We start from the raw sequence: 11,902 nt of genomic DNA on the forward strand, positions 1-11,902 counted from the left end.
GGTCTCCGCACACCGGGCCTGCCATCTCTTCCCTGGAGCGCCGACACGATGCCGTGAGCCTGTCAAACAGTCCGCGCACCCTTACCAGGTAGCCAAGTGTTGGACGAGACGCCGGGGGTGCCGGCCACAGCCCCCAGCACCACGACGAAGGTCGTGTCAGGCCCTCGGCGGTGACCCCTTCAGGTTGGGAACGAGACGCCGAAGGTGCCGGCCACGGTCCCCAGCACCACAACGAAGGTCGTGTCAGGCCCTCGGCGGTGACCCCTTCAGGTTGGGAACGAGACGCCGAAGGTGCCGGCCACGGTCCCCGGCACGACGACGGAGGTCGTGTCGGGCCCTCGGCGGTGACTGCTTCACGTGCGTGAGCCCGATGTGGAGGTGTCAGCGGTCGGTGTCGCAGACCGAGCAGTGGGTGAGGCCTGCGGCTTCGGCGTCGGCGCGGGACATGGTCTCCAGCGAGCCGGGATCGGAGCCCTTGATCAGCGGGCAGTTGGAGCTGTGGAAGCGGCGCGTGCCCGAGATGACCTTGACCATGCCGGGACGGCGGAGTTGCGCCGTGACCGACCTGTCCCCGTCCCCGCCGGCCCTCGCCGACTCAGGCGCACCGGTCCCGGCGCTCTCCGACTTGACGGGCTCTGACCCGGTGCTCTCCGACTTGGCGGCTTCTGACTCGGCGGACTCTGACTCGGCGCTCGCCGACCCGACGCTCCCCGGCCTGGCGGTCTCCGGCCTGCCGCTCGCCGGGCTGGCGGTCTCCGGACCGATGCTCGCCGACTTCGCGGGCTCCGACTTGGCAGGCTCCGACTTGGCGCTCTCCGGCTTGGCAGGCTCCGGCTTGGAGATTCTCTCTCTGCTCGGCTCCGCCGATGAAGTCTCCGCCTTGACCGGGTCCGTTCCGGAGGTCTGCGGCTTGGCGGGCCTGCCTGCGGGGTCTTGCGGTGTGGCGGGCCTGGACCCAGGAGGCTTCGCCTTGACCGGCTCCGTCCCGGACCTGGTGGGCTCAGAGCCGGTCCTCGTGGGCTCCGGGCCGGTGACGTCGGGCTTGGCGCGCTGACCTTCGGGGGCGAAAGCCTTGGCGGGTCCCGTCGTGGAGGCCTCCGCCTTGGCGGGGTTCGCGCCGGAGTCAGGTCGCGCCGGCTTCGTCTCGCCTGGCCCGGTCCTGGCGGCCGGAGACGTGGCCCCGGCTTCGGCGGGCCGGCCGCCGGCCTGCTCGGTACCGGCCGGGGCACCGGGGGTGGTCTTCCTCGGGGAATCCGCCGCACGGGTCTCATCGGTGGCCCGATCGCGCTCGGGTGACCGGGTCTCGCGCTCGCCGTCCGGGACGGCGGGAGCGGGCTGTGCGGCCGTGCCGGGGCGCTTGAAGGCCTCGAAGGGGCTGACCGCCTCGGGGAGCACCACGGGCTTCGACGGGACGACCGGCGGGGTGCCGGTGCCGCCGGGTGGCGTGGACCCGGTGGAGGCGGACCTTCCGGTGAACCATGTGTCGGCCGTGCGACCCGAGGAGCCGGATCCGGTGCGCGGCAGCCGTCCGGCCACGGTGGCGTCGGACGACCGGTCGGCGTCAGTGGGACGTTCCACGTCCCCAGAGGGCCGCCGTCCCTCCGCGGACCGTTCCGCGTCCCACGGCCGTACCGCCTCTCCGGGCCGTGCGGAGTCCCCGGGCTTCGCCGCGTCGCGCGGTCGTACCGCCTCCGTGGATCGTGCGGGGTCCGCCGACCGTTCCGCGTCCCGCGGCCAGACCGCCTCCCCAGGCCGTGCCGGATCCCGGTGGCGATCAGTCTCTCCGGGCCGCGCGGGGTCGCCGGACCGGGACGTGGCTCCGGATCGCGCGGGGTCGCCGGACCGGGACGTGGAGGCGGGTCGCGTGGGGTCGGCAGGTCGTGCGGGACGCTCGGGCCGTTCGCCGGCCGGCGGTCGTCTGTCGTCCTGCGTGCGCCTGAAGTCCTCCGGTCGTCCTGGCTCCCTGGACCATGCCGGGGTCTCGGGCCGGGACGGGGAGGCGGGTCGTCTCAGGGGGTCGGACGGGTCCGCGTCCGTGTGGTCTCTCTCGTCCGGCCGGTTAGGCACCGGCGGTCGAGAAGAGGCGGGACGGGGGGTGGCGGGTGAAACTTTCAGGGGGCCGGTCGTCGCCGGGGGGAGGGCCGGGGGGTCGGCGGGAGGCAGGGACGGGTGGGGTGCGGCGGGGAGAGCGCGGGAGGACGGGGGGGACGGGGACGCGGTGCGGGCCGTCTCGGGGACGGAACGGACGGTGGCACCGGGGGATGGCGGACGGGCCGAGGGGTCGGCCGTGGTCGCCGGGAGGCAGGTGGTGCAGGCGGAGAAGCCTTCCTCGCGCGCCTCCTCGTACGTCAGCTCCTCGTGCTCACGCCCCGCGAGCTGGCGGCACCCGGGCAGGTGGAAACGCCTGCGGCCGGGGATGACGAGCACGATGGTGTCGGGGGACGGCCGTGCGCCGGCGGGCGGTCGTGGCCCGCCGGAGGCGGCGAAGGCCCCGGTCGGACCCTGCGCGGCGGTGGTTCGCGCCGTGGCGGGGTGGGCCGCCGCAGGCGTGGACACCGGCCGGGTCAGGGTGGGGGATGCACCACGAGCGGGAGCGGCCGCGCCGGCCATGGCTCCGGGTCTCGCCATCGTGCCGGCACCGGCACCGACCGGCGGCATCGGCGGCGCCATGGCCGCCTTCCCACCGCCGGAGGGGAACAGGTGATGGCGTCGCAGCAGTGCCCCGATCATCAGGAAGACCGCGGACAGCACGCTGACCACGATCGACCACATGACCAGGACCGCTGTTCCGGTCACCACGCCCGCGACCAGGAGGCCGAAGGCGAGGACCACCAGAATGGCGCTGAGGTAGATCACGGAGAACTCCCAGTCGCGGGTCGGCGTAAACCCTTGACCTTTACCTTAACGCCGGTCGGTGTGCGGAGCGTCAACCGGGAAGGCACCGGAGTGCGGCGCCGGCTCGGGAGCGCCGAACGGGTTGCTCTGGCCACCCTGGATCTGCTGGGGGCCACCAGGCGCGCCGGCGTGGGACATGGCGGGGGCGCCACCCATCTGGCCGCCGACCACGGGGAACCCGCCGCTGCCCTCGGCCGCGACGTTCAGCTCGGCGAGCTGGTTCTCCAGGTAGAGCTTCAACCGGCTGCGGTACTCACGCTCGAAGCTGCGCAACTCGTCGACCTTGCGCTCCAGCTCGTCGCGGGTCTGCACGAGGGAACCCATCGCCTGGCGGTGCCGCTCCTGCGCGTCACGCTCCAGCGTCTCGGCGCGGCCGCGCGCGTCGCCGATGATCTGCTCGGCCTGGCGGCGTGCCTTGCCGAGGATCTCGTCGGCCTCGCGGCGCGCACGGGTGACCGTCTCGTCGGCCTCGCGGCGCGCGTCGGCGATGGCCTGGTCGGCGGTCTGCTGTGCGAGCGCGAGCACGCGGGCCGCGGTGTCCATGTTGTCCTCGGCGGGAGGCATCCCCATCCCGACCGGCACCGGCTCGGGCCTGATCGGCTCCGGCTGCTTCATGGGCTCCGGCTGCGGCATCATCATCTCGGGCTTGGGCTCGGCGACCGGCGCGGGGGCCATCGCCATGCCCATGCCACCGGGGACCTTGCCGCGCAGGCACTCGGTCAGCTTGGCACGCAGTTCCTCGTTCTCCTGGATGAGGCGGTCCAGCTCGGCCTCAACCTCATCGAGGAAGGCGTCGACCTCTTCCTCGTCGTACCCCGGCCGCAGCCGGGTGGTACTGAATTGCTTGTTCCGCACATCAGCGGGCGTCAGCGGCATTTCGGTCTCCTTGGCGCGCTCGGAGTCGGTCCGACAGGACGGTACCCGATCTAACGAAGCACGGACACAATGTTGATCATGAGCAAGACCACAATGAACAGCACTGTGAAGCTCAGGTCAAAGGCCACCGTACCCAACCGGAGCGGGGGAATGAAACGGCGGAGGAACTTGAGAGGCGGATCGGTCACCGTGTACGTGGCCTCCGCGAGCACCAGGACGACCCCGGTGGGGTGCCAGGAGCGCGCGAACGCCTGCACGGTCTCAAAGATCATCCTGCCGATCAGCAGGACGAGGTAGATCGCGAGGATCCCGACGAGGATGTCACTAATGATCCCCACGGTCGTGCCCCGCCTCCCCACCGACGTGCCTGCCACGGTCCGAGCGGGCCAGGTGTGGCCGTTCACTGTTCATAGGTGGAACTCTAGCTCTGGTTGAAGAACCCGCGTTCCGCGATTCGGGCCTTGTCCTCGGCGGTCACCTCGACATTGGCAGGGGACAACAGGAACACCTTGTTGGTAACACGTTCAATGCTGCCATGTAGGCCAAAGACCAGACCTGCCGCGAAATCGACCAGCCGCTTCGCGTCGCTGTCGACCATCTCTGTCAGATTCATGATGACAGGGGTGCCTTCGCGGAAGTGCTCCCCGATCGTGCGGGCCTCGTTGTACGTGCGAGGGTGAAGTGTCGTGATCCGCGCCAGATCGGTCGTACGGCGCTCGACGACGGGCACCCCCGACCGGGGGGCGGGCACCGGGCTCTCGGGCTCCTCAAGGCCCTCCTGCGGCGCGCCGGTGCCGCGCTCGTCGCGGCGGCGGTCGGCGTAGTCGTCGGGATAATCGTCCTCGTCGGCGTAACCGCCGTAGTCGGGGTAGCGGTCGTCCTCCACGAGACCGAGGTAGACCGCCATCTTGCGCATCGCGCCGGCCATCGCTCCGTCGTCCTCCTGCTCATGGTCGCCGCACCCAAGGCAACCTAAGGCACCGCTGTCGACCTCTGCTCGGATACATGGACATCAAGGTCCACTCGGGGGGACATTACCTGACGAAGGGCGTCCGGCGGCCGAGCAACGCCGTACCGACCCGCACGTGTGTCGCGCCGTGTGCGACGGCCTCCGCCAGATCTCCGCTCATTCCGGCGGAAATCATCGACGCTCGTGGATGCGCCGCGCGCAGGGCCTCCGCCACCTCGCGCAGGCGCGCGAACGCCGGGGCCGGGCTCGTGCCGAGCGGTGCCACCGCCATGACGCCGCCGAGCACGAGTCCCTCCTGCTCGGCGACGGCGTCCGCCACGGCGGGGACGCCGTCCGGTGTGACGCCGCCGCGTCCGGGGTCGTCGTCCAGTGCCACCTGGACCAGGCAGGTGACCAGCCGTCCCGCGGCCACGGCCCCCCGGCCGAGCGCGGCGGCGAGCCTCGGCCGGTCCACCGAGTGGATCACGTCGGCGTAGGACGCCACGGAACGGGCCTTGTTGGTCTGGAGCTGACCGACGAAGTGCCACCGCACCGGCAGGCCGGCGCAGTCGCGCGCCTTGGCGGCGGCCTCCTGGTCGCGGTTCTCCCCGATGTCGCGCACCCCGAGCCCGCTGAGGATCCGGATGTCGGACACCGGGTAGGTCTTGGTCACCGCGACGAGCGTGACCTCCTCGCGTGGCCGGCCGGCGGCGGCGCACGCCTCGGCGATCCGCCGCTCCACCTGTGCCAGGCCCGCCGCGATCTCCTCGCGCCGCGCGGTGCTCACATCGGTCATGTACGGCCCGCCCGCTCCGTGATCTCGCCATGGCTCATAGCGGGCCCAGCGTAACGGGACCGCCGCGTGGCCCGGGTGGGGGGAGTGCTCACGGCGCCGGCGTCACGACCGGTGTCACTTGAGGAAGTCGGGAACGTCCAGTTCCTCTTCCTGGTCCTCGAACACGACCTGGCGGCGCCGGTTGGGGTCGGTGACGCGGGAGGTGATGGGAGTGGGGGGCTCGGGGGTGGGCCGCGGGATGGTCAGCGGCGCCTGGTCGTCGTCGGCGTCGCGCGCCACCGCCGTCTCACGCGGCGTGACCGGATCGGCCGCGGCCGCCGAGGGCTGCTGCGCCGGCGGCGCCGGTGTGGCGGACTGCGCGGACGCCGGCGGGAACGGACGCACGGGGGCCGGTCGCTGCTCGGCGCGGGAGGGCTCGGCGCGCGGAGGCTCGGGCCGGGACTCGGGCCGGGACTCGGTGCGCGCGGGCTCGGCCCGCGGCGCGGTGAACGACGACGGACGGGGCTGCGGCGCCGCCGGCGCGGACTGCGTGCCCGCGGCCGTGGCCGTGCCGGCCGTCCCCTGTGCCTGCGAGCCGGCCGCCGGACGGGAGGCGGGCTGTGGCCGGGAGACCGGCTGCGCCGGCGCCGGTTTCTCGTCGGGCTCGTCGAACCCGGCGGCGATCACGGTGACGCGGACCTCGTCGCCGAGCGCGTCGTCGATGACCGTGCCGAAGATGATGTTGGCGTCGGAGGCCGCGGCGTTGGACACGAGCTGGGCCGCCTCGTTGATCTCGAAGAGGCCGAGGTCGGACCCGCCGGCGATGGACAGCAGCACGCCGTGCGCGCCGTCGATGCTGGCCTCCAGCAGCGGGCTGGACACCGCCATCTCGGCGGCGGCCACCGACCGGTCGTCCCCGCGCGCGTGCCCGATGCCCATCAGCGCCGACCCGGCGCCGGACATCACGGACTTCACGTCGGCGAAGTCGAGGTTGATCAGACCCGGCGTGGTGATGAGGTCGGTGATGCCCTGCACACCGGACAGCAGCACCTGGTCGGCCGCCTTGAACGCGTCGAGCACGCTCACCTGGCGGTCGGAGATGGACAGCAGCCGGTCGTTGGGGATGACGATCAGGGTGTCGACCTCGTCGCGCAACGTCTCGATGCCGGCCTCGGCCTGCATGGCCCTGCGCCGTCCCTCGAAGCTGAACGGCCGGGTGACGACTCCTATGGTCAGCGCGCCGAGCGATCGCGCGATGTTGGCGACCACAGGCGCGCCGCCTGTGCCGGTGCCGCCGCCCTCGCCCGCCGTGACGAACACCATGTCGGCGCCCTTGATGACCTCTTCGATCTCCTCACGGTGGTCCTCGGCGGCCTTGCGGCCGACCTCGGGGTTGGCCCCCGCACCGAGACCCCGGGTGAGCTCGCGGCCCACGTCCAGTTTGACGTCGGCGTCACTCATCAGCAGCGCCTGGGCGTCGGTGTTGATGGCGATGAACTCGACGCCCTTGAGTCCCTCCTCGATCATCCGGTTCACGGCGTTCACTCCGCCGCCGCCGATGCCGACGACCTTGATGACCGCGAGGTAGTTCTGCGGTGCTGCCACGACGAGGGGCCTTTCCGCTCGTTTACTTGCTTCTACTTGCATTACGTGAAGCCCGGAAGTCGCCGGGCCTTATTGTTTAACTCTCACCCTCAAGTTGAGATTTAGAGTTATGTCAACCTGAGGAATGATACGGACAGTAGGGTTGCCCCTCCCCCAGGGTCAACTCACCGCGCCGCAAGCACGTCCGGCGTGTCCCTTTCGCTCCTGAGTGGCATGGCGCACCGGTGAGCGGAGCGGGCCCGCGCGGAGCGGCGGGCCACGTCACTTCACCGTCACCACGTCCGGTGTGCTCACGTCGTAGGCGTCACCGGGGCGTTGCAGCAGCGCGAGCGCGACGCGCGCCTTGTCGCGGGTACGTCCCGCGTCACCCCACATGATCGTACGGCCGTCGGCCAGCCGGAGGGAAACATCACGGCCCGTCGTGGCGCGCACTTCCCGCACCCGCCGCGACAGCTCCCACGGCAGCCCGCGCACCACGGCCAGCGCCGCCATGGTGGCGGGGTCGTCGGCGGCGAACCTGCCGACCCGCAGCAGCGGCAGCCCCACCGGGACGGCCTCCCTGGTCTCGATCACCATCGCGTGCCGGTCGACCACGGCCGCGCCGCCGGCCACCGGCACCGCGGCCAGCGGCCGCCGCTCGTCGACCTTGATGCGCAAGGTGCCCGGCCAGACCCGCTCGACCGCCGCCGCTTCCACCTGGCGCAGCGCCGCGACCCGCCGCCGCACCCCTTCGACGTCCACGGCCGCCAGCGGCTGGCGGGACGGCACGGCGGCGGCGCTGCGCACCGCCTCCGCCGACAGGGTCTGGTTGCCCGACACCGCGACCTGGCGCACGCCGAGCACCGGCGAGAAGAACACCAGCCACGCCGCGGCCGCCACCACCCCGCAGAACAGCAGGACGGCCAGGCCGGTGCGCCAGGGGGTGCTCACCGCGCGGCGAGCTCGGCGATGATGTGGGGACCGAGCTCGGTCACGTCGCCGGCCCCCATGGTCAGCACCACGTCCCCCGGCCGGGCCCGGTCGGCCACCATGGCCGGCACGGCGGTCCGGTCGGGCACGTAGACGACCTGGTCGGACGGCAGCCGCACCTTGCCGGCCACCAGCGCGCCTGAGACACCCGGCTCGGGGTCCTCACGCGCGCCGTAGACGTCGAGCACGATGGCCTCGTCGGCCAGCCCGAGCGCGGCGCCGAAGTCGTCGGCGAAGAACCGCGTGCGGGAGTACAGGTGGGGCTGGAACACCGCGATGACGCGGCCCCCGGGCCCGGAGAACGTGGCCACGACGTCGCGCGCGGCCCGCAGGTCGGCGGCGAGCTCGGTGGGGTGGTGCGCGTAGCTGTCGAACACCGCCACCCCCGCGGCCTCACCCTTGGACTCGAACCGCCGCTTGGCCCCGGTGAACTCCGCGAGCCCGTCGCGGAACTCGTCGAACGGCACCCCGAGCTCCAGGGCCACCGCGAGCGCGGCCGTGGCGTTCAGCGCGTTGTGCCGCCCCGGCACGGCCAGGCGGACGTCGCCGTGACCCTCCACGCTGAACCGCACGCCGAACCCGTCCGGTGCGATGCCATCGACCCGCAGGTCGGCGTGCTCGGCCCTGCCGTAGGTGCGCACCCGCAGGCCCCGGGCCCGGCCGAGCGCGACGAGCTCCATCGCGCCGGGATCGTCGGCGCACACCACCAGCACCGACGAGACGCGCTCCACGAACCTCGCGAAGCTGTCGTACACGGCCTGCGGATCGCCGTAGTTGTCCAGGTGGTCGGCCTCGACGTTGGTCACCACCGCGACGCGCGGCGCCAGCATCAGGAACGACCCGTCGCTCTCGTCGGCCTCCGCCACGAACACCTCGCCGGCCCCCTCGTCGGCGCCGAGCCCGGTGGTGACGAGCTGGCCCCCGACGCAGTACGACGGGTCGCGGCCGCACTTCTGCAGCGCCACGGTGAGCATCGAAGTGGTGGTGGTCTTGCCATGGGTGCCGGCCACCGCGACACCGGTGCGGCCCACCATCAGCGCGGCCAGCGCGGCGGCGCGCGGGATGACCCGCAGCCCCTGGCGCAGCGCCTCGCCGAGCTCGGGGTTGGAGTCGCGGATGGCGGTGGACACCACCACGGTGTCGACGTTCTTGATGTGGGAGGCGGCGTGGCCGACGTACACGGTGGCGCCGAGCTCACGCAGCTCGGTCACCATGGGGGAGGAACGCGCGTCGCTGCCGGACACCGCCACCCCGCGCTTGACCAGGATGCGCGCGATGCCGGACATGCCGGCCCCGCCGATGCCGATGAAGTGGACACGTCCGAGATCCTGTGCCGCCACCGGCGCCACGAGTTTCACCAGGCTCATCGGCGGCCTCCGGCCACGATGCCCATGACCTCGCGGGCCAGCACCGTGTCGGCGTCCTTGCGGCCGATGCGGCCCGCGGCCTCCGACATCGCGACGACACGCTCGGGGTCGCGCAGGACCGGCAGCACCGTCTGGATGATCCAGTCGGCGGTGAGGTCGGCGTTGTCGACCATCAGGCCTCCCCCGGCCTGCACGATCGGCGCGGCGTTGAGCCGCTGCTCGCCGTTGCCGTGCGGAAGCGGGACGTACGCGGCCGGCAGCCCCACGGCGGTCAGCTCCGCGCAGGTCATGGCTCCGCTGCGGCACAGCACGAAGTCGGCCGCGGCGTACGCGAGGTCCATGCGGTCGACGTACGGCAGCACGACGTACTGCGGGTCGCCGGGAGGCGGCTCCACCTCGATCGTGTTCTTGGGGCCGACCACGTGGATCACCTGCACACCCGACTGACGCAGCGCCGGGGCCGCGGCGAGCGCGGCCTCGTTGATGGCGCGCGCACCCTGGGATCCGCCGAAGACCAGCAGCGTCGGCCGGTCGTTCTCCAGCCCGAAGTAGGACCTCGCCTTGTCTCCGGTGGAGAGGCGGTCCAGGGCGACGATCTCCTCGCGCAGCGGGATGCCGACGTACTTCCCGCGTGGCAGCGGGGTGTCGGGGTGGCCGGTGTACACGTGGTCGGTGAGCCGGGCCCCGAGGCGGTTGGCGAGGCCGGGCCGCGGGTTGGCCTCGTGCACCACGATCGGCAGTCCGCGCCGCCTGGCGGCGAGGTAGGCCGGTGTGGCGACGTATCCCCCGAATCCGACCAGGACGTCGGCCTGGACGCGATCCATGACGCCTGCCGCCGCGTTGATCGCCCCGGCCAGCCGGCCGGGGACGGTGAGCAGTTGCGGCGTGATCGCCCTCGGCAGGGGAACCGCCGGGACGAGCGCCAGTTCGTACCCCCGCGCGGGCACCAGCCTCGTCTCCAGCCCGCGCTCGGTGCCGAGGCAGGTGATCCCGATGCCGGGATCCATCCTGCGCAGGGCGTCGGCGAGCGCCAGAGCGGGCTCGATGTGGCCGGCCGTTCCGCCGCCTGCGAGGACCACCCTCATGTCGGTCCTTTCACTCCGCGTGCCTCGTTGTCTGGACCGGGCCGCGGACGGCGGATCCCCCCCGCCGGGCGACCCAGGCCAAGCCAGCTTAGAGCCCGCGCGGCGGGGCCGGGGCCCCGAGCGGCGAGCGCCTCCGCCGCGCCGGGTTCACGCTTGGCGAACGACAGCAGCATGCCGAGCGCGGCCAGGGTCGGCAGCAGCGCCGAACCGCCGTACGAGACCAGCGGCAAGGGGATGCCGGTGATGGGGAGCGCGCCGATGACCGCGCCGATGTTCACGATGGCCTGGCCGCAGATCCACGCCACGGCGGCCGAGGAGGTGAGCCGGACGAACGGGTCCTTCACCCGGGTCGCGACCCGCAGGCCCGCGTAACCGAGCAGCCCGAACAGGGCCACGACGAGCAGGGTGCCCATCAGGCCGAGCTCCTCGCCGATGATCGAGAAGATGAAGTCGCTCTCGGCGTGCGGCACCCAGCTCCACTTCTGCCTGCTGCTGCCGAGGCCGAGGCCGAACCAGCCGCCGGAGCCCATGGCGATCTGGCCCTGCGCCGCCTGGTAGCCCGAGGTCTGCGCGTTGCCCCACACGTCGAGCCAGCCCTGGATGCGCGCGGAACGATACCCCTCGACGCTGATCATGATGACGGTGGCGAGCGAGGCGACGGCGAGGATGCCGCCGAACAGCCGCAGCGGCGCGCCGACCACCCACAGCAGCGCCAGGAAGATCATCATGAGCACGAGCGTGGTGCCGAGGTCGCTGCCGATCATGACGAGCACGGCGAGCAGGGCCGTACCCGGCATCAGCGGGATGAGGAGCTGCCGCCACTCGATGCGGCCGCGTTTGGCCCGTCTGGCCAGCAGGTCGGCCCCCCAGATCACCAGGCCGAGCTTGGCGGGCTCCGACGGCTGGACGGTGAGACCGCCGATGTAGATCCACCGCTGCGCGCCGAGCTCGGCCTCGCCGATGAAGATCACCAGGATGAGCCCGAGGATGGCGATGACCATCAACGGGTTCCCCGCGAGCCGGAAGAACCGCTGCGGCAGCCGCGAGCACAGCCACATGACCGGCAGCCCGAGCGCCACCGAGAAGGACTGCTTGATGAACCAGTAGAAAGGGCTGCCGGTCTTCTGCAGCGCCTCGATGCTCGATGCGGACAGCACCATCATCAGCCCGAGCGTGAGCAGCAGGCCGCTGCACGCCAGGATCAGGTAGTACGAGGTGAGCGGCCGGTTGAGCAGGTCGCCGAGCCCGGTGAGCCGCTCCCTGCGCCACCAGGTGTCCCCCCCGGAGTCCTGGCCCGCGCCGGTGGCCGCGCGCTCCTTGACGGCACGGTCCCGCACGGCACGGCCGTCACCCGCGGGGCCCGCCGGCGCCTCCCGCACGG

General features: G+C 72.4%; 10 protein-coding genes. All 10 read right to left on the minus strand.

All coding sequences use genetic code 11. The features are described from left to right. Nucleotides 1-381 precede the first annotated feature (381 nt). Nucleotides 382-2,856 carry a hypothetical protein gene (locus tag BJ992_RS19640; RefSeq protein ID WP_184983085.1) on the minus strand — a complete coding sequence of 825 codons (2,475 nt, stop codon included), beginning with the start codon at nucleotides 2,854-2,856 and terminating at the stop codon, nucleotides 382-384. A gap of 45 nt (nucleotides 2,857-2,901) precedes the next feature. Further along, entirely contained in the window at nucleotides 2,902-3,771 is an 870-nt protein-coding gene (locus tag BJ992_RS19645) for a DivIVA domain-containing protein (protein ID WP_184983087.1), read from the minus strand. 50 nt (nucleotides 3,772-3,821) lie between these two features. Next, nucleotides 3,822-4,109: a YggT family protein gene (locus tag BJ992_RS19650; protein WP_184988541.1), complete on the minus strand. Its 288-nt coding sequence runs from the start codon at nucleotides 4,107-4,109 to the stop codon at nucleotides 3,822-3,824. Nucleotides 4,110-4,192: 83 nt separating this feature from the next. Further along, a complete protein-coding gene (locus BJ992_RS19655; protein WP_184983088.1) occupies nucleotides 4,193-4,699 on the minus strand; it encodes a cell division protein SepF in 507 nt (168 codons plus the stop codon). Between the two features lie 106 nt (nucleotides 4,700-4,805). Continuing rightward, nucleotides 4,806-5,516, minus strand: coding sequence for a YggS family pyridoxal phosphate-dependent enzyme (locus BJ992_RS19660; protein WP_184983090.1), 711 nt, complete (start codon nucleotides 5,514-5,516; stop codon nucleotides 4,806-4,808). 114 nt (nucleotides 5,517-5,630) lie between these two features. Continuing rightward, nucleotides 5,631-7,100: a cell division protein FtsZ gene (ftsZ, locus tag BJ992_RS19665; RefSeq protein ID WP_184983092.1), complete on the minus strand. Its 1,470-nt coding sequence runs from the start codon at nucleotides 7,098-7,100 to the stop codon at nucleotides 5,631-5,633. Between the two features lie 261 nt (nucleotides 7,101-7,361). Continuing rightward, nucleotides 7,362-8,030, minus strand: a complete 669-nt coding sequence (locus BJ992_RS19670) for a cell division protein FtsQ/DivIB (RefSeq protein WP_184983094.1) — start codon at nucleotides 8,028-8,030, stop codon at nucleotides 7,362-7,364. Beyond that, nucleotides 8,027-9,436 (minus strand): UDP-N-acetylmuramate--L-alanine ligase, encoded by a 1,410-nt coding sequence (murC, locus tag BJ992_RS19675; RefSeq protein ID WP_184983096.1) that lies wholly within the window; start codon nucleotides 9,434-9,436, stop codon nucleotides 8,027-8,029. Before murC ends, BJ992_RS19670 begins: the two co-directional genes overlap by 4 nt. Beyond that, nucleotides 9,433-10,521 (minus strand): undecaprenyldiphospho-muramoylpentapeptide beta-N-acetylglucosaminyltransferase, encoded by a 1,089-nt coding sequence (gene murG / locus BJ992_RS19680; RefSeq protein ID WP_184983098.1) that lies wholly within the window; start codon nucleotides 10,519-10,521, stop codon nucleotides 9,433-9,435. The genes murC and murG overlap by 4 nt, the downstream gene beginning before the upstream one ends. Then, nucleotides 10,518-11,900: a putative lipid II flippase FtsW gene (gene ftsW, locus BJ992_RS19685; protein ID WP_343072761.1), complete on the minus strand. Its 1,383-nt coding sequence runs from the start codon at nucleotides 11,898-11,900 to the stop codon at nucleotides 10,518-10,520. Before ftsW ends, murG begins: the two co-directional genes overlap by 4 nt. Nucleotides 11,901-11,902: the final 2 nt, after the last annotated feature.

This window comes from Sphaerisporangium rubeum (assembly GCF_014207705.1).
GTDB lineage: Bacteria > Actinomycetota > Actinomycetes > Streptosporangiales > Streptosporangiaceae > Sphaerisporangium > Sphaerisporangium rubeum.